Raw genomic sequence first — 24239 nt, 5'->3', positions numbered from 1 at the left:
TTACCCACGTGTTACTCACCCGTCCGCCGCTAAGTATCAGAGGTGCAAGCACCTCATCAACTCCGCTCGACTTGCATGTATTAGGCACGCCGCCAGCGTTCGTCCTGAGCCAGGATCAAACTCTCCAAATTGGTTGTTTGACTTGCTCAATACTTAACTAGCTATTTTAAAACATTACCGGATCGACGTGATCCATTTGTTCAGTTTTCAAAGAACTTGTTTGTCACATTTTGTCGTGACAAGAAATGATATTATCATCTTCGTCCAACGTTGTCAACCGTTTGTTTCACAAATGTTTGTGAGTCATTCAATTGTTTGTCCGTGTCTCAGAAGCGACAAGAAATAATATATCACTTACGCAAACAGAATACAAGTTGAAAAAAATGACAATTACAATTTATCTTAACGCACTCTTTATTCTGGTTTATGGATAGTAATCCATCATCATTTAACTAAAAACAAAAGGAACTATTCCTCAAGGTCTATAACCTTAAGGGACAGCTCCTTCTTATTAAAGCATTCAAAACAATGCTTTGAATGACGTTTTATTACTATATAACGGTTTCACCCAAAAGGCGCAATAACTCAGCTTCCTCTTCTATAACCGTAATACCAAGCTCGCGAGCTTTCGTCAGCTTGCTTCCGGCGCTTTCGCCAGCTACAACAAAATCTGTTTTCTTAGATACGCTGCCCGAGATTTTGGCTCCGCAAGCTTCGAGCAGCTTTGCAGCTTCATCCCTAGACATCGTCGGCAGCGTACCTGTAAGTACGACTGTCTTCCCGCTGAATACACTATCATTTCTCGCAACCAGCTGCTGTTCCGCTTCAGCTTTCACACCTAGCTCGCGCATTCTGGCAATACTCGCAGTAATAATGGGATCTTGAAAAAATCCAACGATGCTCTCAGCAACAATACAGCCAACATCCGGAAGCGTAATAAGTTCTGCAGCTTCCGCCTGCATAATAGCATCTAGATTTCCATAATGATCAGCCAGCATTTTCGTTGTTGCTTTGCCCGTGTTCGGAATGCCTAGAGCAAATAAGAATGACGCAAGCTCTCTATCCTTGGACTTTTCAAATGCGGCAAGCAGCTTGAGCGCCTTCTTCTCACCGAATCGTTCGAGTCCAATCAGATCATCGTAAGTAAGTGCGTACAAATCAGCAGGATCACGTACTCCGCAATCTTTGTATAGCTGTTCTGCTGTCATGACGCTGAACGTATCGATATCCATTGCATCCCGAGACGCGAAATGAGTGATCCGGCCGATAATTTGCGGCTGGCAGCCCAGCTTATTATTGCAGAATAGGTGAGCTCCCCGCTGCTCGAGCTCCGTTCCGCATGATGGACATACCGTTGGAAACACAATTTCTTCACCAGGCACATCATCGGCCTTGCCCAATATTTCTGGAATAACATCATTTGAGCGGCGAATCGTAACGAGTGTCCCTAGTGCGAACTTGAGGTTTTTGCGTTCAATATCGCCAATATTATTGAGAGTACAGTTTTGTACAGTAACACCAGCGAGCTCAACAGCCTCGACACGCGCGACTGGGGTTATTTTGCCGGTACGGCCAACCTCCCAAGACACGGCTTCGAGTACTGTTGCTGCTTCCTCCGCTTCGAACTTAAAGGCAACCGCCCAGCGAGGGAATTTATCCGTATAACCGAGTGCTTCCCTCGTCCGCATATCTACAACCTTGATTACAGCACCATCAATGAGGAAATCCAGCTGCTCCCGTTTTTCTGTTACACGCAGCAACTCTTCTTGAACCTCTTCGATCGTATTTTGATACGTTACATATGGATTCACCTTAAAGCGGTTGTCGTTCAGAAACTTCTGCATTTCATGATGATCTGCAAAAGAAACTCCGTCAGCGTAGCCGACATTATAGAAAAATGCGTTCAGCTTCCGCTCGGCTGTAACCCGCGGATTAAGATTGCGCAGTGCGCCTGCTGCGGCATTCCGTGCATTTTTGAGCGGTTCAGCTGCCGTTTCATTATATTTGGCGAGCACCGAAAGCTGCATAATGCCTTCTCCCTGCACTTCAACAATACCATCAGCCCATGGAATTGTGAGCGGAACAGAACGTATCGTTCGAACCTGCTGCAATATCCCTTCGCCAATCGCACCGTTTCCGCGCGTAGCTGCTTGAACCAGCTGTCCATCCTCGTAGGTCAGATTCAGGGTCAAGCCGTCAAACTTCAGCTCAACGACATAAGTAGGCTGCGGCAAAGGCTCTTCTTCCGGATGTTTTGCATTATAATCGGCGACTGCTTTAAGCAATCTTGTATTCCACGAAAGCAAGTCTTCCGTATTTTGAGCTTTATCCAAACTCCATAAACGAGCACGGTGTTTGTACGGCTCAAAACCTTTGAGCAAATCGCCGCCTACTCGCTGTGTCGGCGACTCAGGCAAAAACACGCCCGTCTCCTTCTCCAAAGCGACAAGCTCATCATAGAGCTTGTCATAATCCGTATCATTTATTGTAGGCTGATCAAGCGTGTAGTAGCGATAATTATGCTCTGCAATGATCGCAACAAGCTGCTGCATTCTCTCTAATTGAGCGTTCACGGAAGGCTCCTCCTTCTAATCGTCAAAAATGGCTGATCAACCTTATACTTTTGTTATCGGGGCAAAGCCGGCAAGCAATCGCTTGATGCCAACCGGAGCCGGGAATGCGATGTTAAGCTCCATATCCTTGCCCGTCCCTTTGACGGAGACGATAACGCCAATTCCCCATTTGCCATGCGACACGCGATCACCTGACGCAAATGTTCCAGGCGCGGCATCGCCCGCCGCGCTGCTCCCCTGAGCCGCCCGAGCGGCTTCCTGCAGCGGCGTGCTGACACGCACGCCGCCTCCTCTGCCGCCCATCGCGGCCGGGCCCGTTCCCCCCATACCTGGGGAACGGCTGCCTGCACCGGGCGCACCGCCAGCTGGCGCGCGACCGGCAAACCCGCGGCTCGCGCCTTGCGCAGCCGCACCAGTACCGCCCGTGACGCTAACGCCGCTGCGAGTGCCCACGCTTCCACGTGAATAACCGCCGCTGCCGCTAGAAGCGCCTTCTCTTACGCTCTCTGGTATTTCCTGCAGGAAACGCGAAGGCATGTTGCTGCTCGTACGGCCAAACAAAGTCCGCATCCTCGCACATGTCAGATAAAGCCGCTTCTCCGCGCGGGTAATCCCTACATATGCAAGGCGCCGCTCCTCTTCAAGCTCTTCATTATCAGCAAGAGCACGGCTATGCGGAAATACGCTCTCTTCCATGCCGATAATGAAAACGACAGGGAACTCAAGTCCCTTAGCACTATGCATGGTCATCAGCGTGATCGCATCTTTATTCTTCTCTGCTTCTTCTTCATCCTTGTTCAAGGAATCGATGTCGGCTATGAGTGCCAAATCAGTTAGGAACGCCACGAGCGTCCGATCCTCATTGCGCTTCTCAAAATCCATCGTCACCGACAGAAACTCATCGATATTCTCAAGACGCGCCTTCGACTCCAGCGTGTTCTCTTGATGCAGCTCCATCCGGTACTGCGACAGCTCCAGCACCTTCTCTGTAAGCTCCGTTACCGATAGATATTCAACCATCCGTGTAAGATTGTCGATAATCTCATAAAACTCGCGCAATAGCGTCCGTGTCCGAGCATTCACCTCAACCTCGCCGAGGTTGTTCAATACACGGTAAATGGAAGTGCCTCTTCTCGCAGCTTCATCCGCAAGCTTGCCAACCGTTGTATCCCCAATCCCCCGCTTCGGCACATTAATGATACGAACCAAGCTTATATCATCATCCGGGTTGGAAACGAGCTTCAAATATCCGAGCAAGTCCTTAATCTCTTTGCGATCATAGAACTTAATGCCGCCAACGATTTGATAAGGAATATCCGATTTAATCAAAATTTCCTCTATAACCCGCGACTGAGCATTGGTACGGTATAATATCGCATGATTGGCAAATTTATAGCCGTTATTCACATTTTTGCGAATTTCCCCCGTTACAAAATATCCTTCATCATGTTCAGTATCTGCTTGATAGAGTGCAATGAGATCACCCGCGCCTTGATCCGTCCACAGCTTCTTCGGCTTGCGCCCTGTATTCAGCTTAATAACCGCGTTTGCTGCATCGAGAATATTTGCTGTTGAACGATAGTTTTGCTCCAGCATGATCGTCCGCGCCTCTGGATAATCGCCCTCAAAATTCAAGATGTTCGTAATGTCAGCTCCACGCCAGCGGTAGATGGACTGATCGCTGTCACCTACTACGCATATATTATGATGTTTATCCGCAAGCATGCGGGTCAGCATATATTGTGCTCTGTTCGTATCCTGATACTCATCCACATGAATGTATCTGAACTTGTTCTGATAAAATTCAAGCACCTCTGGTACATCTTTAAACAGCTGAATCGTCATCATAATAAGATCATCAAAATCAAGTGAGTTATTGCTTCTCAGCTTTTTCTGGTATTTCGTAAACACTTGAGCAACGATGCCCTCAAAATAGTCGCCGACCTTTTGCTCGAATTGCTCCGGCGTGATCAGCTCATTTTTCGCTCCGCTTATTGCAGCTTGAACCGCCTTCGGCTCAACCTTCTTCGTATCGATGTTCATGTCCTTCATACAGCCGCGGATAACCGACAATTGGTCCGAAGAGTCCAAAATTGAGAAGCTGGATGTATAACCGATCCGATCGATATCTCTTCTGAGGATACGCACGCACATCGAGTGGAAGGTAGATACCCAAATGTCCCGCCCTGATGGTCCAACAAGCGCACTGACCCGGTCCTGCATCTCTCGTGATGCTTTATTCGTAAAGGTGATGGCCAAAATACTCCATGGCGCCACACGCTTCTTTTCTATTAAGTAAGCAATTCGATGTGTCAGAACGCGAGTCTTGCCGCTGCCCGCTCCCGCCATAATCAAAAGCGGCCCGTCAGTCGCTTGAACAGCATCACGCTGCGGCGGGTTCAGCTTCTGTACCGCCTGCTCGATACTCATATAATTCAACATGCTCAGACTCCTTTGTTCGCATATGTTCGCCTCTCACCAGTGTAGACAACGGCTACCGCTGTGTCAATTTGAGAATATAGGAATTAGCTTGAATTATGACAGAAAGTATGTCAACGCTATAAACAAATAAAAGCATCTGCCGTTCTGTCCCATTGTCACCTATGTGCAACAGGATCAGATACAGCGAATGCTTTTTTTCATTGAGACCATGGCTATAGGCAAAACAGGAACAAATCAGACATTCTTAACAGCTGCCACTGTCGATAACGCTGCTTCAAGATCGCTGTAAATAATGTTTCCTACAACGACGGTATGAGCAGCTTCAGCCGCTTGACTAGCTTTGTCTGCATTGTCAATTCCTCCGCCATAAAATACCCGTGCTTGCGTGGCTGTCATTCTTGCCCGCTTCACCAGCTGCATATCGCCGAATCGTCCGCTATATTCCAAATAAACAACCGGCAGGCGCATCAGCCGATCAGCCATTCGCACATGTGCGGTGAGCTCTGCTTCTGTCAGCTCCGTTTGCGCACCCGTAACTTTTGCAGCAGTAGCCTCTTCATTCAAAATAATATAGCCTTGCGCCGCTGTTTCCTCCCAAGGAACGAAAGAGCCATATTCTATTAGCCCTTCGGTTTGCCGTCCGGTAATCCACTCTGCTCTGCTCGTATTAAGGACAAGCGGTACAAAATAGCCGTCGAAGCCGGGAACCGCTCCCTCTAAAGTAGAAACCTCTAATGCACAGTCCACCGCATACCTGCGAATTCGTGCCATAAGATCCACTGTATTCTCAAAAGTAACGCCGCTGGAGCCTCCGACAATAATCGCATCGGTACCCGAGGTACAAATCGCGTCAAGCTGTTCATCGGAAATTTCTCGATCAGGGTCGAGCTTAAACACATGCCTCCAGCTTGAAAACCAAACCTCATTCATGAATGATCACGCCTCGCTTTGTCATAAATCAATTGTCGCATAATTGCTTTCCTTCTATGCTATGTCAGCGAGAAATCCGTGTCAAACAGTTACTCTCCTTCAAGCTTCTCTTTCATTTGCTTCATTAGGTCCTTGTCGCTAACATTGGGAACTCTTACCCGCTCTAAATAAGTCAAAGCTTCCTCTGGATCGCCGTCTGCCTTCGTAATGCCATAATAAATCAGTCTAGCTAGCGGACGCAGTGCGTCATCGTTATCCCCTTCTGACTTGTAAGACGCGATGGCTTCCTCATATTCCCCTTTAATGACCAGCCTGTCTCCAGCAAGCATCCCTTCCTCTGGCATCGTGAAAAACGGGGTTTTCTGGATTAGAGCTGTGTAATAGCCGCTAGAGCTCGATATTTTGCGCCCTCCCGCATCATAAGCATCAACTGACCATATGAAATCTCCCCCGGGATAAACCGCGCCAAGCACTCCGATATTAGACAAAGCAACATTTCCTCCCGAGTCCATGCTTTTGCCAAATCCCAGCGTATTTCCTCTCAATTCCTTCAAGCTGTACTCCGCTGTTGTTCCTTTAAAGCGCTCATCCGAAAGCTGTACCGTATTAGCGCTAACAGTATTCCCATCTTTAATGCGGAAAATGGACGTTATCGAAAGTGTATAGTAATCCGCACCCGGATAGGCATTCCATTCGAATAACAATTTATCCCCGGTTAGCTGCTCTTTATTAACTGGTGATATAACACTTACTTGTGGTACAAATTGAAAATCGTATGTTTCTGTTTTGCCTTCTAGAGCGCTCACATACTCTCGGTCAGACTGCGTTAAGTAATATCCATTTACCTCAGCAGGAGTGACACCGACTCCAACCTCATACTCATTAGCATCCACGTCATAAAAACGATAAACACCCTGCTCATCTGTAATGGCTACCGGGTAATGAAGATAAGGCGGCGTGCTCCATCCGCTTGCATCCTTGCGGTGCAATATAACAAACACATTCGCAGCCGGTTTTTCGCCAATCTTAACTTTCCCTGTTATAGCAGCCTGCTTATCAGGTATCGCCGTTCTTGTACTCAAAATCGCTAGATAGGTTCGCAGCTCCTCATCCGCATGGAATGTACCGGTATTCACATTTGCGTCAAGCTCTGCAAAAAGCCGTTCTGCTTTATCCCACTCCTTGTTCCACATATAAAGTTTGCCCAAATTAAATTTAACCCCATAAATATATGACGACGTTGAATATTGCTCCACCAAATTTTCGAGCCGGTTTATCTCGCGCATACGTTCCTCTGCCGTTCGTTCTCCTCCGCTGGAGGAGCTGCTGCTCGGGAAAATAAATATATGATCGTCGCCGTTCGAATCCGTAACCAGCTCGGACGCCTCAGACGCTAATAAAAGTGCAGATTCCGCGCTCTCGGTTCTAGGAAACCACTTCCACAAAACATCGTATTTCTCCGTATGAAAAAGGAAAAAGGGAATTAGAAAATAACAAGCTCCCGCTACAATCATAAGAAAAGCGAGCAGCATTGCCATCGTTTTCACTTTCATTCGTATCATTTTTCCTTCGGCCACCCTTCAAGCAGCTCTGATTCATAATAAACGCCGCCTGCAATCATAATTAACCGATCGCTGCTTTCAGGCTGGGGCTTGGCATCCATCGTTTGCGGAGAATAAACAGTTGACGTTAAACGCTGCCAGCCGATTACGGGTACAGCGATACACATGCATAGGACTAAAACGACAGCAATCCCAGGTATACGCAGCTCCCGATTCCAAAATGAAGGAGGGCATGCTCGGTCTAAAACAGTCTTTTGAAGCTGTTCAGTGAACTGAACACCCGCCAGCTCTATATCCAAATTTTCACGAATGCTTTTTGTATCATGCTCTTGTTTCATCCTGCCAGTCTCCTTCCTCTAATTGCTGCCTAAGCTGTCGCCGTCCTCGCAGCAGCTTACTCTTAATGGTACTTTCCGGCTCACCGAGCACCTGCGCGATTTCTTTAATGGTCAGCTCTTGATAATAATAAAGAACGATGACCTCACGATATTTGAAAGGCATAACCTCAATGGATTCACGAAGCGATGAGGCCAGCAGCCATTGTTCAACTCCCGCATCGGTCGGCGATTTAAACATCATGTTATGTACGCTCATTTCTTCTCCTGTTTCCGCTCGAAACAGCAGCCTTTTCCATGAAGCGAGCCGCATCTTGCTGCGGCAGCGATTAATCGTCATTTGCAGCAGCCAGCCGCGCAGGCTTCCATCGCCGCGGTATTGTTTTATTTTTTGAAAGGCGGTTATAAATACCTCCTGGCTCACATCCTCTGCCAAGTGATGATCCTTCAGCAGCAAGGCGGCTGTCCGCAAAATATCGTTGCCATACTGCTCCATCAGCCACTTCAGGGCGGAGCCGTCACCACCTTTCAGTCGTTCAATCGCTTGTTGCTCCGCACTCATCCATTCACCTGCTCTCTATATAAGTAAAGATGCGGTTTGAAGCGCAAAAGGTTGCAAATCCGCCTTTATAAAATTTCACAACAAAAAAAATACCGCCCTCCCATTCACAGAGAAGACGGTATCGCTTGAAATTTCGTTAGATTTATTTGACCAGTTGACCACGCGTAACGCCAAGCTGGTTAATGGCTTTCAGGCTGCGCCATACTTGCGTGCCGCTAATACGGCCATCAAGCGCATCACGGTAAAGAGACAACACTTCAAGCACTTTCTCCGGTGTTTCTTCTAGAAACTCGACACGGAAATTGGATACGCCCATTCCTACGAAATTGCGAATGTACTCAGCACCCGATTGCTCGATTGCGTTGTACACAGTGTTGCGGCAGCCTTCGTCTACGCGAACAGGATGCGCCATGCCAATACGATCCTGCAGGGAAGCACGCTTCTCCTCACAAGGACGTCCGCAGTTTGTGAAGTCAGTTCCTTCACTCATAAAGGTGCAATATACGCAATGCTCCGTGTGGAACATCGGCAAATGCTGATGGATAACCATTTCCAGCATCGACGTATCTGAGCTTTCCAGCAAATCAACCATCTGCTGAATGTTCAAATCATACGACGGTGTTATCAGATCAAGACCAACCTCGGTAAACAGCTTCACTGCCTTATGATTGGCTACGTTCAGTGAGAAATCGCCAATCAGCTTAGGAAATGGCTTGTCCGGATTAGCTGCACGAGCGCGCAAGTAGTAATAAAGTGCTCCAGTGTTCCGAACAAGTACGGCATCGGGCTGCAGCTTTAATATATTCGCATGGTAGCCATTTTCGCCAGGCATGTGAATGCGCGGCGTAGCCAGAGCAATCGGTTTGCCTGCTTCACGGGCAGCGGCTACCGCTGCAGGGAATTGTTTAATAAATTCAAAATCAGCGTATACATAAGCGACATCGGTTTTGACTGCTGCCTGCACCTGCTCCAAGGTGCGGCATAGTGCGATCAAGTTTGCATCTTTTCCGCTCTGAGGAGCCAAAATATCTTTTTTCACCACATCAGCCAAAACAGCATCCTCGCTTGCGTATATCGCATTCTTCACATAGACAGGCGGCTTCGGACGCTCGCCTGCAAGCAGCTCGACAGCTTCACGGCGCAGTCTGTTCAGCTCACGAATCGGTACGATCAAATCGCCTTGCAGCTCTACCTCGAGCTTCTCAAGCTGATAAACCGTGCCGCCCAGACGGCCCAGTTGATCCTCAAGCAGCGCTGCATCCATCGGACGCTTCTGTGCCTGCTCCAAATCGATCTCTGACGCGACTTCAACCGTCGTCCCCTTCTGCACATCTGTCCACCATGTACGCATCGGCTGGCCAAGCGCACCCGTCACTCGAACATGAAGCGGGAATACGCGATATGGCTTTTCTGTTTCAAAAGAAGCTCTGAGGCGTCTGTCCAGCGCCGGATCATTCGTTTTCCACACACGGTCGCCTACATGAACCTTGCGCAAATCAACGTCATTCCGTCCAGCTACCAGCTCGATCAATATGCCTTCCTGCGCTTCGCCCTCGATTTTCACGCCTTGACGGCGAATATCGTAAACGCGGCCGCCCTCTTCCTTTTTCGTCGGGTCGCCTGCGTCAAACACAATGCCATCTCCGCGCTTAAGCGGCGCTTCGATCTTCAGCGTAACCGCATCGCGCATAATGCGCTCTACTCGGCCGAGGTAGACACCGCGGCTTTTCGGGAACGTACCCTCAACAAGCATCTTGTTGTTTGTTCCCGACAGGAAACCATGCGTGAAGCCGCGCGAGAAGCTTTGCTGCAGCTCACGCACATCCTCCACAGACGGCTTCGACAAGTCGCCGTCAAAATATTTATCGATCGCGCGCCGATACTTGCTCACGACATTCGCAACATACTCCGGGCTCTTAAGCCGCCCTTCGATTTTAAATGACGTAACGCCCGCTTGGATGAGCTCCGGCACAATATCAATCGCCGCCAAATCCTTCGGCGACAGCAAATACGCGATGTCTCCCATCGGCTGTACCTCGCCATCGACCATCAAATCATACGGCAGCCGGCAAGCCTGCGCGCATTCACCGCGATTGGCCGAGCGTCCTCCCCACATCTCGGACGTGAGACACTGACCCGAATACGATACGCATAGCGCACCGTGCACGAATACCTCCATTGGCAGCTTCGCTTGCTCGCCAATGGTACGAATTTGCTTCAAATTATTTTCGCGGCCTAGCACGACCCGCTCAAGACCAAACGGCTTCGTAAACTCGACAGCCTCTGGCGATGTGATCGTCATCTGAGTAGAGCCGTGAATTGGAAAGTCTGGCGACAGCTCGCGAATCAGCTTCACAAGTCCCAAATCCTGTACGATTACCGCGTCCACGCCTGCATCGATACACATTTCGATTAACTTCTGCGCGTCTCTCAGCTCATCCTCGAATACGAGAATATTAAATGTGAGAAAACCTTTTACCCCGTACGTATGCAAAAATGCCATAATTTCCGGCAGTTCCTCACTGCGGAAATTGTTCGCTCGTGCGCGGGCATTAAATTTCTCCACGCCAAAAAATATCGCATCCGCGCCATTTGCTACGGCCGCTCTCATGCAATCCCAATCGCCAGCCGGAGCCAGCAGCTCTATGTCCGATCTCATTATTGTATCTGTCATTTTAACTATCAATCCCTCTCATTCTTGAAACCTGCTTCCACTATCTTAACAAACCACGGACATCTATACCACTACACAATACTGGCATCGCGCAAGCTTTCACGGTTGACGCCTCATTTAAATGAAAAAAAGACCGATTCCCCAATAAGGGAACCGGCCTTCTACTAATTAAAACGAATCGATTGCACTGCGTCGTTAATGATTTTGAGGTTGCTGTCTGAAGCACGCACATCGTAATAGTTTAAGCTAAATACCATAGTTCCTTGTGCAGAGTCAAAAATATAAAACTCTTCTGTATACGGAATATCATCTTGTGGCTTGGATGTATGGATAACGACATGCTGTGCCGTTTTTCCATTAATCGTAACCGTATTAGATTGCTTCGTCGTACTTCCCTGCGCGCTGCCTTCAGCTGAATTCACATATTGCAAAAGCGAATTCACAACGGTCGCCGCTGCTGTATCCGACTCAAAAATATTTAAGCTGCCTGCACTAAACGTATACAAAACATCATCTTCGTTAAAGTTTTTCTGAATACCATACCAGTAGGTTGGGAGTTCAATAGAATAACCATACGTAGAGCTGCGTTTTGTTGTTTTTGTGCTGCGATCAGCCAAATCATAACTTTCCTCAACATTGCCAAATGTTTTCTCAATTAAAGCAGTATCAATATCGACCGAAGCCAAAACTTGGTTGTACGTAAGCTTGCTCTTCGCGCTATTAGCGGTAGGATACATATAAACTAATGAATAACGGTAATTTCCTGAAAATAAAGCAATCTCATTATAGGTAAACCATGCGTCCTCACCTAACGAAAGCTCATAGCTTAGCGCTACCGCCTTGCCATCAATCAAAGTTACCGGTGTTGTAACGAAATTGCGAACACTGGAGTTAACAAAATCCTCACGAATTCTCGCTTCCCTCTTTTGTGCCCAATTGTCCATCGTAACGCCTGCTGTTAATGAAGTGAGAGAAAAGAAGAAAAGTTCCTTATCGTTTTGGAACGATGGTGTCGTGCTCTCATAATCTTTGTTCCAATCCGTTGGAAGCTTAACCGTTAGCCCATAATCCTCGTCTTTGAAGGTGATTACGCCATCTTTTACCTTCGTAACATCCTTAAGCGATTTATCTGCTGTATTAAAAGAAGGAGTAAAGCTATTTAAGAATGTATCATAGCTAGTCAAAACTGACTTATTCGCACCCTTAGCACCTACAATAACAATGTAATACTTATCGCCTTTTTGAATACCGCGATACTCGTAGTTCATTTTTGTTTGTTTAGCGTAGCTTATCACCTTCTCGAAGGTTAAACCGCCTACAGTGATCGTGCGTTTGTCTACTGTAATCTCATCTTGATCATAATAGGAAATCATAAGCTCTCTCTGCTCTTCGACAGACAGCTTGTCATCGCCTACACGTTCCGTAATCACATTCACTTGCGCAGCAACCTTGGAATCATCGGCAGTATCTGCCCAAGTAATAAATTCGCCGTTATCGCTTTGATCCACTTGAATCAAGCCTGCTGGATAATTTAATGACCAGCCATGGTAGCTGTCACCAATTTTTGTTTTACCAAATTCGGAATCAATAGAAGTGCCGCCCGTACCGGACGATTGTGCACGTACACCAATAATAATGGTTTCTTTAGTCGCATTGTCAGCTGTAATTTTTGCGCCAAAAGCTTCTACAATAACGCGCAGCGGCACCATTGTTGAGCCTTTAACTGCAACTGGAGCAACTGCTACTGCTTTGGCTGCACCGTTCACTTTTACTGTTTTGCTGCCAAAAGTTAAAACAATCTTGCGGTCATTGTAAGTAAGTGTGATCACATTGCCGTTTTCCAATTTAAGTCCTGCACCAAAAGCATTTGTAATGACTTTTAGCGGAACCATCGTTGTTCCGTTGCTTACAAAAGGAGCCTCTACCGTAGTAGCTTTCCCATTAATTTTGACCGTTTTGCTGCCCGCCTTCAAGCGTACTTCAACCTTATTGTCTGCCTCTGCTGCGAATGCAGCTACCGGCAACATCGCTAAAACAAGCAAAACCGGCAAAAGCATGGTTAACATTCTTTTAAACATATTTAATCTCATCATCTATATCCCCTTATAATTAAATAATAACTTTGATCTTAATTTAACTCTGCCGCCTAACCTTCTACTAATGTCAGCTTGCGGGTAACCAGGTCACCGTCGATCTGCAGCATTACCTCCACTTGTTGACCCGGCAAATAACTTTTTAGCAGCTCATTAAGCTCCACCTTTGCGGATACTTGCTTGCCTGCAACTTTATAAAGCAAATCGCCAGCTTGGATACCTGCTTTTTTGGCGGCTGCCGATGTCACCGATTTGACTGTTAACGGGTCGGAGGTCGGGATTCCGATAAGCGCAGACCAGCTTTCCTCAAGTCCAAGGCCAAGCGAGGCGCGTTTCACATGTCCGTATTTGAAAAAATGACTCGTTACGTACTGCACGGTATCCGCAGGAATAGAGAATCCGAGATTATCGACTCCTACCTCTACAAACTTTAAAGAATTAATGCCGATGACCTCGCCTTTCATGTTAACAAGCGGCCCACCGCTGTTGCCTGGATTTATCGATGCATCCGTTTGGAGCAGGTTGTATGCCGAAGAAACACTCCGATTCATGCCGCTCAGGATACCACTTGTTGCCGTATTGCGAAGGGAGAACGATACAGGTGTGCCGATGGCTACTACCGTCTCGCCTACTTGAACCTTAAGCGGTGACGGGGCAAGCTTCGCGATTGGGAGCTTCGATGCCTTAATCTTAACTAATGCCAGATCACTTGCCTCATCGTGATGCGTGCGTTCTGCATCGTATTTCTTGCCGTCTGCTGTAACGACAACCAGATTGGTCATATCCTCAACAACATGCGCATTCGTCACGATCCAGCCATCTGTACGAATAATAACGCCGGTTCCATGCGCCAATGCATACCTTGGATCGGCTGAGCCGATATCCTTCGGCTTACCGATAATCGCGACGACGGAAGGCGATACCTTCTTTACAACCGATGGGATATCGACTGGCGTATACGCATACGTGTTTGTCTTGGAATCAAACGTACCCGTTCCGCCTAGCGAGCTTGTTAATGAGCTTGCTTTGACATAAACCTCGCCATTAATTTTCGCAGCATTTAGCGTATGTGTAGCTGTGTTGCTTGCACCAGCACCCCATACCGTTCCTGCTGCAACAATCGCTCCTAATACAATGAAGCTGCAGACACGTAGCAAGCTGCTTTTCATGAAGCCACTCTCCTAATTTTTGTTCATGCATACCAATCCCTTAATGAAGAAACTATGATGCATGAAATAGTAGTAATCCGTTGTAATATAGCATAATTTCCCATATACAACAATGAAAATCGATAGATTTGTTCTCCCAAAAAAATACTAATTATTAATCTCGATTCCTCGTACTGCGCTTGTTTTGTTTAGTTATTATGCGATTTTGCCAAATATGATTTCGGTTATGTGTTCTGAGAATAGAAGTGTTATACTAGACGGGACTACTAAATCAATCCATATCGATGGATTCGGGAGGTAAATGAACAAATGAAATTAGGAGTATTTAGCGTACTTTTTGCACAAAAGCCGTTCGAGGAAGCACTTGACTACATCGCATCCAAAGGACTTGATGCCATTGAAATCGGAACTGGCGGATACCCTGGGAATGCACACTGCGACCTTGATGGTTTGCTTGCGGATGAAGGAAAACTGAAAGCGTTTAAACATGCAGTAGAATCACGCGGTTTGATGATCAGCGCACTTAGCTGCCACGGCAACCCATTGCATCCTCAGAAAGCCATTTCGTCTGAGCATGATGAAGTTATTCGTAAAACGATTGAACTTGCTAACCGTCTTGAAGTTTCCGTTGTAAATACTTTCTCTGGCTGCCCTGGCGATCACGAGGATGCAAAATATCCGAACTGGCCGGTTGCTCCTTGGCCAAACGATTTCCAAGAAATTTTGAACTGGCAATGGGAAGCGAAAGTTATTCCATATTGGTCTGAGATCGGCAAGCTTGCTACAGCTAGCGGTGTGAAGATGGGCCTTGAGCTGCATGGCGGTTTCTCCGTTCACAGCCCGGCTACTATGCTTCGCCTTCGCGAAGCGGCTGGCAATGCAATCGGCGCCAACCTAGACCCGAGCCACATGTGGTGGCAAGGAATTGACCCTGTTCAAGCAGTACATATCCTTGGACGCGCTGGAGCTATCCATCACTTCCATGCTAAGGATACGACAATCGATCCGATTAACGTAAATCACCACGGCGTAACGGACATGCAATCGTATGCTCTTATGCTTGACCGTGCTTGGCAGTTCCGTACGGTTGGTTACGGCCATGACCTCAAAACATGGGCAGACATCCTTAGCGCGCTTCGTCTAGTCGGCTACGACTATGTTGTGAGCATCGAGCATGAAGACGGCTTAATGTCCGTTGATGAAGGCTTCACAAAAGCAGTTCAAAATCTTCAACAAATTCTTATCCGCGAGCCGCTTGGCGAGATGTGGTGGGTTTAACTTCTAGCCATAAAGAAAAAGGTCTGCCGGACTTGTCCGGCAGACCTTTTTTCTATGTATGCTGTTACGCCATCCAAACCTTTGTGATCATAATGAAATCAATCAACAAAAACAATGCGAGTGAAACGGTTGTAAAACCGATTGCAAAAATGTTTTTCTTCGGACGAGCGGTCAGTAGTCGAACCAGTCCGATTGCGATCAATACGGTAAAGGCCAACATAAACCAATCGAAAGTTCCAATTTTACTTGCTGTTTGAGCTGCTGCTTCTGCCAAAAACATGAAGGGACCTCCTTTTTTTCGCACGTAACCTATTTTACTATATGTTAGCTTTTTGTGGCTCAAGGCGCAAGTCCGAATCTTCATTCGTAACAAGTTTGTCACGATTTCCTAAAAAAAATGAATCTTTAGCTTAGAGCCGGCATTCACTAATAAGCCCTCATCTATAAATTGTCCATCTCTACCAAGATCTATAACAGCATTTTGACAGTGCTGAATGAGCCTATGCTCTTGATGAAATAATAAAATAACTAAAAAAGGAATCGGGAAGTATTTCACTCTTCCCGATCCTTAACGAGCTACTTGCTATTCAGCAATGCTAAAATTAAAGTCACCGCTTCTGCCCTTGTTGCCTGATCCGCAGGAGCGAATATGCCGCCGTCTCTTCCTTGAAGTAGACCCGCTTTATATGCTGCTGCCACATAAGGTTTTGCCCAATTTGGGATTTGATCAGCATCTTTAAACGATAGCTCGGCATTGTTCTCTAGAGGCAGCTTCTTCGCACGGACGATCATAGCTGCCACCTCTGCGCGCGTAATCGCTTGAGCCGGACGATACGTATTGTCCTCGAACCCGCTTGCGATACCTGCGTTTACTACACTCGCAATATAAGGTCTTGCCCATGCAGGAATCATGTCGATATCTGCAAAATCAGCGTCGCCTTTTTCTTCTAGATGCAGAGCTCTTGCCAGCATTGCAGCAAATTCTCCGCGCGTTACACTTGCATTTGGACGGAAGGAATTGTCCGTATAGCCATTAATAAATTTAAGCTTAATCGCTTGCTGTATGGCATCCGATGCCCAGTGTCCTTCGATGTCCGTTAGTACAATGTCCGTTGTCGGTTTCTCAGGATCTTTTCCACCTGGATTCACCGGATCAGGATTGGTTGTTCCGCCTCCAGGTGTACCACCGGGTGATGATGTATCCACGTTCGTTTTCACGATAACGCTTGGGCCATCCTCACTCCACTTGCCGCCTGCGTTGCCCGCTTCAATCTTGAACATGTAAGACGTATCCGCAGATAGTCCGCTTACTTGGTAGCTATACACACTGCCTGCAACGCTCGCCAGTTTGACGCCATCCTTGTAAATGGCATATTCTGTGATGCTTGGCGCATCGACAGCCGGTGTCCAGTTTAAGGTTACTCCCGTCTGCGTCACATTCGAAGCGGTCACTACTGCGTTTTCCCATGCTGGCGCCTCTGGCTCTGGTTGTTTTACGTGAAGAGTCAGCGCTTTTGTCGGTAATGAAACTAATTCACCCGTCGAAGAATATTTAATATTGTCGAAAGCAAATGTACGTCCATTTGCACTATCCCATAAATAACCGAGTACGATTCTGTCGAAGCTTGCAATCGCTGTCGTTGTTTTCACCAATTGCCCATCGATATACATCTTTAAATCTGTACCTGATGTGTAATCCCACTTCAGTTCATGCCATCCGACGCTTCGTTTCACCGGAGTGGCTTCCCATGAGGTTGAAGATCCGCTTGCCCTTACTGAATAATACTCCAGCGACCCATAGGTGCCGCCGTCATACAATAAGCCCATGCCTGCAAGCAGGCTGCTTCTTGCATTTCCGACATGCGCGACAACCCGAGTCTTCGAGCTTTCGGAGCCGTCATCATAAAGCATCATCGATACGACGCCCTGCTGCTTGCCGCCAAACACCTTTTGAATGGCATTGCTGCCGTTTCCAACAACAAATAGCGCACTTTGATCACCATGATAAGCAACCTTATCCGAAATGCTGCCCGTCGTAATACTCGTACCGGTCTCTGGCAGGAAGTCATTCCAGCCGTTCTCGAAGCTCTCCGAGTAGACCAAGTCCTTGTATTCCTGCACCTTAGCAGAAACCTCAACCTCAGTGACACCTGTTAGATCGCCGATCACCTCAAGCTTGCCTGTCAACGAGTCTACAACGACATTCTCATTATTCGTTGCATATTCTACTTGATGATAATCCGCATATTCAATCGCATTTTGATCCTCTGTCACGCCGTCAATTCTTAGCTGCAGCGTAGTCTTCTCCTCCGATAACTCCGTTCCGTCTGAAGCAACAAGGTAGGATACAACCTTTGAAGGCGCATGAACAATGACTCGCGCTTCAGCTTTCACATTCGGATTAATAGTGCTTTCAGCTGTAATGATCGTTTCGCCCTCAAGCAGCGGGGATACAAAACCTTGCGCATTAATGGCGGCCACTGCAGGATTGCTGCTCGACCATTTGATTCCTTTAAACCATGCGTTGTCTGGACCAACCGAAGCCGTCATCTTCTCGCCTCTATGCTTTGCATGAAGCTCCAGCACAGGCTTGTCAATGACAATCGTTTGCGGCATTACCTCTGGTGCCTGCTCGCTTGGCGCATCATTCGAATATTCATGCGCTCCGATATCCACATTAGCTGCAGATGTGATCGCATTATTAAAGAAGTCTTTTGTTGCAGGTGCCCATACCGATGGCGTCAATGCTGTCATATCCATCCCTGCATCGATTGCCGGTGAGCCTGGCAGCAATTTGTATCCGTTCAATTTCTCTACATCAAATGTGCTTTGGCTAGCATTAATGATATCTTTGGGCTCTTCACCCGCTCTTGCGAATTGCGGACTTGCAAACAAGTTTTGATCCAATGATAATCCAGTCAGCTTCAAATCCTTGTACTCGCTGCCCGGATAAAAAATATTATTTTTCACTTCGCCGCCAGCAAAGCGGTCTTGTCCAATCGTTGTATTCGCCTTGGAGTAAAAGATATTATTGTACATTCGTAAGTATTTTCCAGGATCGCTGATCAGCTTCGTCTGCACCTGCGCATCCGTAAAGAAAGTATTGTTATGAATTAATGGAGCATCTCCAAGCGTAGTAGGAAGATAATGGAATATATATCGACCATCTCCATCATTTACACTAATATTATAGCGAACGAGAGAGTTTGTTGAGCCGCTCATAAATAATATGAATCCACCACGGTTGCTGTGGCTGTAGTTATATTGATAGAGAGTTCCTTCGCAAAACATATCTACGTCAAAGGCCTGCCCATCATTGTAGCCATAAATACCGCCATACACTTCATTATATTGAATGACCATATCCTTCACGCCAATGACCCATAGGCCGGCATAATTGACATTGCCTACATTTTTCGCCGAATGCCTGACGACCGTATTGTATTCCATTCTGCCGTTGCTGCCCACGTTGCTCATAACGAAGCCGTCACCCTGCACATCGGCAACATAGTTATTATTGAACACCACATTTCGCAGAACTCTCGGGAAATTAGCTTTCGTATCGCCTTCTCGGTAAAGACCCGCATTTCGAATGCCTTCGATATCGACCCGCTCCACCGTATTTCCTTCAACGAGCACATCCTCAATATTGCCAAGGATCAGAATACCGCCGCTGCCTACCTTCCAGCCCGTAGGGTTGCCATCGACATCGTGGATATAGTTGTTCTTCACTACGATTCCTCGGTGCGCGTTAGCTTCCCATTCCGTTACATTGGTTGAAGCTGTTCTAATGTTAATGCCTGCCCGCTGCGAGACAACATCAGGATTTTTATTCGTTAATTCGAAGTTATGAAACTGCAGGTAGCTGCCGTCCACAACGTCGATCGTAGCGGATAATGTTTTATCCTTCACACCTGCATAATTTTGAATAATAGCTGATTTCTCAGTTGTTGTTGTTCCATTGCCGTTAATGATCGGTCTTACTGAAGGATCATCACTGCCATATTTATCGAAGATGATCGGTGCTTCCTTGGTGCCTGATATTCCTCTTAGCTTCAATGAGCCATTCCATACATCGCCAGCCTTGAATAAAATGCGATCGCCAGGCTTCCAGCCTACGCTATTAACCTTCTCTAACGATGCCCAAGCTTTATCCTCCGATTTGCCATCATTATCGTCATTGCCCTCATTGCTGACATAATATGTCGAGCCTGTTACCGACTGCTCTGCTATAGCAAGCGGATGCGAATCCTCCAGCGGTACGCCTGTTTCCTGTGCTGAAACAGCGGGAATCGCTATTGTCGTTAAGAGTGCGACTAATAGAACCATGGATACAAGCTTTTGCTGCATATAATGCTTCAAAAAAATCATCCTCCTATTATTTTTGATAGACTTACGACATGAACGTTATTTTAGGAAACACCTCCTTATTAAATTCAATCGTCGACTGTTTCAATCGCTTGCTCACTTCTTCTTCTAGCCGCTCCTGCACATGCAGTTGAATGACGGCGTTTTTAACATCCTCATACTTTTCCATGCCTTTATCTCGCTTTGCTAGAAGCCTATACCTATACATTCCTTCGCCTGATTGATCGATATCGCTATACTCACCTTCCGAGAGGCCAAGAAATAGGGTGTAAAGATTTTGCGATAGTGTATCCTCTTTGGAGGTTTCCGCCAGATTAAGTGTCAGCTCCTCCTTCATACCCGCTTTGCTATCCAAGGAAATTTTCTCGTAATCGAATTCATACCCTTTGTGAAAATACTGCTGCTTCACCTTGTCATAATAAAGTTTAAGCTCTTGGTCGGGCAGCGTACGTTGCGCTTCCTTCGTCCATTTATCGATGAGCTTCTGAACGTTCATGCTTTGATAATAGGAGTAGTACTCTGCTTTCCCATACTTCTTGGGGCCGTAAATAGGCTGATTGTTAGCTGCTTTTTTTGCTCTATCCTTATTTTCTTGATCATAGCTCTTCAAGAACGCTTCGTAAGAAATGTCACGGAGGACACCATTCTCCTTCAAAATGATTTGCTCCATTTTCACCTTCACAAGCTCATCCATAGCTTTTTGCTTCGCATACTCCAGCGGGTTTTCACCGTTGAACGATGCTGCCCAAAAATCCTTGTCATAACCGGCATTGTAGGTTCGCTTGAAATAACTTGTCGTTAAAGCCTTGTTGCTTTGTAAAAATGCTTGAAATTCACTTTCCGAAACATCGTAATTATCGATAGTAAACGCAGTCTTATCCGCAGGGTTTAGAGCAGGCATGTTACCCAGCGATAATGCTCCTGCAATAAGCACAATAAGCATGCTGCATACGACGAATAACAGCTTTTTCCCTTTCACGTTGTCCTTGCCTCCTCTCTCTATGTAAGCACTTACAATTAAACTTTGTACTATTATAGACAGAAACCAAACTTCGCTATAATGAACAGATTTGACTGATATCGTATAATTTTTACCTATTGCTAAAAATGCAGCTAAACCGCTTTGCCAAACTAGCGATGCAGATGAATCTTGACTCCCTACACAGAAAAGAGACTGCCGCTAAAGGTTATGAACCTAAAGTGACAGCCTCTTCTATAGGGGTGGACAAGATCATTCAGCTAAGCTTGTTTCTAAGCTTCTACATAGGCTACCAATACCCTTTAATGCCTTTGTTCATGCGAATTAACGCTTCTAAATAATAATAATCGCCCCAAATCATATAATCATCCGGCGCACGATCGCCTCGCACATGATAAGAGCCGTGCTTCAGCAGCCCCTCCGCATTCGGAAGATCTGTTGTTGCATAACGCTGAACTAATGAATTCATGCTGCTATGAATGGCCTTCTCAAATATAGCAAGATCGGCATCCCCTTCAGCAAGCAGCTCCATCAGCTCCAACATGCCGCAAACGGCAATTGCCGATGCTGAGCTGTCACGAGGCGTATCCCATTCCATCGGTACATCAAAATCCCAATAAGCGACATGATCCTCGGGCAAATGCTCAATAAAGTAATGAGCCAGCCGTTTGGACGTCTCCAAAAAAGCGGCATCCTTTGTATAGCGATATGCGAGTGCAAATCCATAAATGCCCCAAGCTTGCCCTCTTGTCCAAGTCGAGCCATCCTCATAACCTTGATGAGTCCCGCCTCGAAGCGCATGACCCGTCTTAGGATCGAAGTAAAACGTATGATACGATGATCGGTCGCCACGAACCAGAAATTTTTGACTGGCACAAGCATGTTTATAGGCAATATCATAATATTTTTGTTCGCCGGTCTGTTCGTAAGCCCAGAACAACAGTGGAAGATTCATTAAACAATCAATGATCATTCGTCCCCCGTTTTCCGGGTCATCCTCTTTGCCCCAGGCTTGAATGATCCCTATCCTCGGCCGCCAGCGTGAATAGAGCCTTTCTGCAGCTTCAAGCGCCACCATCCGGGCCTCTTCGCTTCCTGTCACTCGCCACTGTGCAACGGCTGACAACGAATATAGGAAACCAATATCATGATGATCGAGCGCCACATGGCGATCAAGCCGGTCTTTAAAGTTCGGCAAAAAGGACTCCGCTGCTTCCTTATAGTAAACATCTTCACTAGATTCATAGGCAAGCCACATCATGCCAATATAAAAGCCTTCGATCCAGTCATCATTCTCTCCCCACTCATAACGCTGCCCCTCCGAAATATGCGGCAGCTTGCCTGGATGTTTACCTATATTTTGCTTCACTTTAACTATCGCATCGTCAATTGCTGTTTGCCACATCACTATTTATCACCCCAGAAGAATGTCATTATGAAGTATATTTCCGATTATCATTTTCCCCGAGCTGTCCCGCTCAACACTAGGAGGGTTTAACCACTCCAGCTCGTTCTCTTTGCTGTTTGTCACACCAAAGACAGCGGATATGAGTATATGCTCACCTTGTGTCAAACGAGCGGTTAACGTCGGTATCATCGTTCGAGGCTTAAGCACATTCGTATTCGCCTCTGGATAAACCATTATCGCTTGCTCGAAGCCGGAAATGTTAATCATTCCACTCATTCCGTCTGGCATTTTTGCAAGCACGCCTCCGGTTGCCGTTAGGACAACTGCTTGATCCTTTGCGTCACCTGCCAACGTCTGAACCGCAAATCCGCCCTCGGCGACATCAAGCTCGCGCTCCGCCTTGATTCGATGTACACGAACATGCCACAAGCCCGCCGGTATAATCCATGTCTGTACCTCCACATTTGCCCATGGCAGCCAGCGGGAGTAGACCGATTTCTCCTGAATTCGAAACTCCTCACAAAATCGCCGAACACGATAATGCTCATCGCATTCACTTAGCGCAAGTGTCGAATCATATGCCCCCTGCGTAAGCCCGTAGTAACCTTTTGGCACGCTGAAGCCGAATAAAGTCGAGTAGGCAAATTTCGAATATTTTGCCGCGCTATGCGACATATCGAAGTTAGCCATTTGACCTGATCCATAGGCAATGACATGCTTATGGCCTTCCGGACGGCTAATGGTCATACGTGCATGCGGCTGAGCGACAAGCGGCTTAAGCTCAGGCAATGCCTCTTCCTCTGCCTGCCAGAAGGGATGCTCATCCGGCAAAGCTAAAATAAGAAATGCTTTATACGACCAATAAGGAGATCCTGGCGCATTATAGCCTTCGCCCATCAGTAAATTCGGATAAGCATATCCGATACTTAGCAAGCCATCAGGCGTAAAGATCGGCTGTGAGAACCACCAACGCAAATGGCGCATAATAATGCCTTTCATCACTCCCATGGAGAAAGGCAGCACATCCGCAAATACTAACGCACTCCAGAAAGAAACTTGTGCAAAACGATACGTGAGGCTGCGCCCGAATGGGATGCTGCTTCCATCCTCAGCAAACCAATGTATGAAATCCTGAGCGAATAGGCTTGCGCGCTCACGGTAACGCGCAGCCCGCTCCGCATCCTCGTGCTCCATCAGCTTGGCATAGAGGAGTCCATAATAATGCATGGCGAACGGAATATAATAGTCCCGCTGATCCGTCTTCCCATCCGAATACCAGCCGTCGCTTAAGTAATAGGAATCAATAGTGTCCAGGTAGTTGTCCATTATGTCTTGATCGTGCGGCAAACCTACTTTTTGGAAGCCCACATTCACTAGTACCGTAAACATCAGCCAGTTATTCGGATTGGATCGATCAACGAGATTTATTTGATTAAGCCAGCGGTATACATTGTCTTTTTGCTTGTCAGTTAGCGGTTCCCATATTTTATGGGGAGCAAGCGCGAGTCCTAAGCCAAGAATAGATTGCTCTACCATTCTCTGATCTTTCGTTCCGAAATGACCCCAATACTCCTCATGATCCGGATCGGTTCCGTGAATGATGCCCTGTACATACATCGGCCACAGATCTGATTCTCCCCCGCCGCAGGCATGCGGAACCAGTCCCCATAATGGACGCGCAAAAGCTTCCATCAAGGCAATAGCCTCACTATGAATCGCTCCTGTCGCACCGAGATCCAAACCAGCGTACCCGGGAGTGAATCGCTCCTTCAACGGTTCAAAGGCCTCGTTAACCGCTTGCTGCAAATCTGTTTTCGATTGTAATCTCACCTGATCTAAAACTCTCGTTGCTGCCATGAAAGCTCT

Annotated in this window: 15 protein-coding genes and 1 rRNA gene; 1 reads left to right on the top strand and 15 read right to left on the bottom strand. The window is 46.9% G+C overall.

Annotated features, from left to right (window positions below; all coding sequences use genetic code 11):
- From AC1DOV_RS18610 to AC1DOV_RS18565, 10 genes are all read right to left on the bottom strand, one after another.
- Positions 1-131, bottom strand: a 16S ribosomal RNA gene (locus AC1DOV_RS18610); the annotation flags it as partial.
- A 420-nt stretch (positions 132-551) separates the two neighbouring features.
- Complete coding sequence (gene ligA, locus AC1DOV_RS18605; protein ID WP_477550712.1) at positions 552-2552, bottom strand: NAD-dependent DNA ligase LigA; 2001 nt, start codon at positions 2550-2552, stop codon at positions 552-554.
- A 63-nt stretch (positions 2553-2615) separates the two neighbouring features.
- Positions 2616-5015 carry a DNA helicase PcrA gene (pcrA, locus tag AC1DOV_RS18600; RefSeq protein ID WP_477550705.1) on the bottom strand — a complete coding sequence of 800 codons (2400 nt, stop codon included), beginning with the start codon at positions 5013-5015 and terminating at the stop codon, positions 2616-2618.
- A 234-nt stretch (positions 5016-5249) separates the two neighbouring features.
- Positions 5250-5945, bottom strand: coding sequence for a heptaprenylglyceryl phosphate synthase (gene pcrB, locus AC1DOV_RS18595; RefSeq protein ID WP_477550704.1), 696 nt, complete (start codon positions 5943-5945; stop codon positions 5250-5252).
- Between the two features lie 89 nt (positions 5946-6034).
- Complete coding sequence (locus AC1DOV_RS18590) at positions 6035-7507, bottom strand: hypothetical protein (RefSeq protein WP_477550703.1); 1473 nt, start codon at positions 7505-7507, stop codon at positions 6035-6037.
- Positions 7504-7845 carry a hypothetical protein gene (locus AC1DOV_RS18585; RefSeq protein WP_477550702.1) on the bottom strand — a complete coding sequence of 114 codons (342 nt, stop codon included), beginning with the start codon at positions 7843-7845 and terminating at the stop codon, positions 7504-7506. Before AC1DOV_RS18585 ends, AC1DOV_RS18590 begins: the two co-directional genes overlap by 4 nt.
- Positions 7829-8404, bottom strand: a complete 576-nt coding sequence (locus AC1DOV_RS18580) for an RNA polymerase sigma factor (RefSeq protein WP_477550701.1) — start codon at positions 8402-8404, stop codon at positions 7829-7831. Before AC1DOV_RS18580 ends, AC1DOV_RS18585 begins: the two co-directional genes overlap by 17 nt.
- A 142-nt stretch (positions 8405-8546) precedes the next feature.
- Positions 8547-11078, bottom strand: a complete 2532-nt coding sequence (locus AC1DOV_RS18575; RefSeq protein WP_477550700.1) for a U32 family peptidase — start codon at positions 11076-11078, stop codon at positions 8547-8549.
- 164 nt (positions 11079-11242) lie between these two features.
- Entirely contained in the window at positions 11243-13171 is a 1929-nt protein-coding gene (locus tag AC1DOV_RS18570; protein WP_477550699.1) for a stalk domain-containing protein, read from the bottom strand.
- A 53-nt stretch (positions 13172-13224) separates the two neighbouring features.
- On the bottom strand, positions 13225-14340 hold the full coding sequence (locus AC1DOV_RS18565; RefSeq protein WP_477511537.1) for a S1C family serine protease: 1116 nt from the start codon (positions 14338-14340) through the stop codon (positions 13225-13227).
- Positions 14341-14649: 309 nt separating this feature from the next.
- Here AC1DOV_RS18565 and AC1DOV_RS18560 point away from each other — a divergent pair, with 309 nt between their 5' ends.
- Complete coding sequence (locus AC1DOV_RS18560; RefSeq protein WP_076266150.1) at positions 14650-15618, top strand: sugar phosphate isomerase/epimerase family protein; 969 nt, start codon at positions 14650-14652, stop codon at positions 15616-15618.
- 64 nt (positions 15619-15682) lie between these two features.
- Here the strand turns inward: AC1DOV_RS18560 and AC1DOV_RS18555 are convergent, their stop codons facing one another.
- The 5 genes from AC1DOV_RS18555 to AC1DOV_RS18535 form a co-directional block, all read right to left on the bottom strand.
- Positions 15683-15898 carry a hypothetical protein gene (locus AC1DOV_RS18555; RefSeq protein WP_076266151.1) on the bottom strand — a complete coding sequence of 72 codons (216 nt, stop codon included), beginning with the start codon at positions 15896-15898 and terminating at the stop codon, positions 15683-15685.
- 296 nt (positions 15899-16194) lie between these two features.
- Entirely contained in the window at positions 16195-19980 is a 3786-nt protein-coding gene (locus AC1DOV_RS18550; RefSeq protein ID WP_477550698.1) for an S-layer homology domain-containing protein, read from the bottom strand.
- Between the two features lie 31 nt (positions 19981-20011).
- On the bottom strand, positions 20012-20965 hold the full coding sequence (locus tag AC1DOV_RS18545) for a hypothetical protein (protein WP_477550697.1): 954 nt from the start codon (positions 20963-20965) through the stop codon (positions 20012-20014).
- A gap of 289 nt (positions 20966-21254) precedes the next feature.
- Positions 21255-22370: a glycoside hydrolase family 88 protein gene (locus AC1DOV_RS18540; RefSeq protein WP_477550711.1), complete on the bottom strand. Its 1116-nt coding sequence runs from the start codon at positions 22368-22370 to the stop codon at positions 21255-21257.
- Between the two features lie 9 nt (positions 22371-22379).
- Positions 22380-24230: a DUF2264 domain-containing protein gene (locus AC1DOV_RS18535; RefSeq protein ID WP_477550696.1), complete on the bottom strand. Its 1851-nt coding sequence runs from the start codon at positions 24228-24230 to the stop codon at positions 22380-22382.
- Positions 24231-24239: the final 9 nt, after the last annotated feature.

This window comes from Paenibacillus sp. 01T47, from assembly GCF_056398245.1.
Note: the sequence above shows the minus strand (reverse complement) of the source record. Positions and strands in the feature narration are given on the sequence as shown.

Bases quoted from the DNA above. Each gene is read 5' to 3' on its own strand.
- AC1DOV_RS18555 (WP_076266151.1), bottom strand. From the start codon at position 15,898: ATGTTTTTGGCAGAAGCAGCAGCTCAAACAGCAAGTAAAATTGGAACT.
- AC1DOV_RS18580 (WP_477550701.1), bottom strand. From the start codon at position 8,404: ATGAGTGCGGAGCAACAAGCGATTGAACGACTGAAAGGTGGTGACGGC.
- AC1DOV_RS18560 (WP_076266150.1), top strand. From the start codon at position 14,650: ATGAAATTAGGAGTATTTAGCGTACTTTTTGCACAAAAGCCGTTCGAG.
- AC1DOV_RS18585 (WP_477550702.1), bottom strand. From the start codon at position 7,845: ATGAAACAAGAGCATGATACAAAAAGCATTCGTGAAAATTTGGATATA.
- AC1DOV_RS18565 (WP_477511537.1), bottom strand. From the start codon at position 14,340: ATGAAAAGCAGCTTGCTACGTGTCTGCAGCTTCATTGTATTAGGAGCG.
- pcrB (WP_477550704.1), bottom strand. From the start codon at position 5,945: ATGAATGAGGTTTGGTTTTCAAGCTGGAGGCATGTGTTTAAGCTCGAC.
- AC1DOV_RS18540 (WP_477550711.1), bottom strand. From the start codon at position 22,370: ATGTGGCAAACAGCAATTGACGATGCGATAGTTAAAGTGAAGCAAAAT.
- AC1DOV_RS18590 (WP_477550703.1), bottom strand. From the start codon at position 7,507: ATGATACGAATGAAAGTGAAAACGATGGCAATGCTGCTCGCTTTTCTT.
- ligA (WP_477550712.1), bottom strand. From the start codon at position 2,552: ATGCAGCAGCTTGTTGCGATCATTGCAGAGCATAATTATCGCTACTAC.
- pcrA (WP_477550705.1), bottom strand. From the start codon at position 5,015: ATGTTGAATTATATGAGTATCGAGCAGGCGGTACAGAAGCTGAACCCG.
- AC1DOV_RS18575 (WP_477550700.1), bottom strand. From the start codon at position 11,078: ATGACAGATACAATAATGAGATCGGACATAGAGCTGCTGGCTCCGGCT.
- AC1DOV_RS18535 (WP_477550696.1), bottom strand. From the start codon at position 24,230: ATGGCAGCAACGAGAGTTTTAGATCAGGTGAGATTACAATCGAAAACA.
- AC1DOV_RS18570 (WP_477550699.1), bottom strand. From the start codon at position 13,171: ATGATGAGATTAAATATGTTTAAAAGAATGTTAACCATGCTTTTGCCG.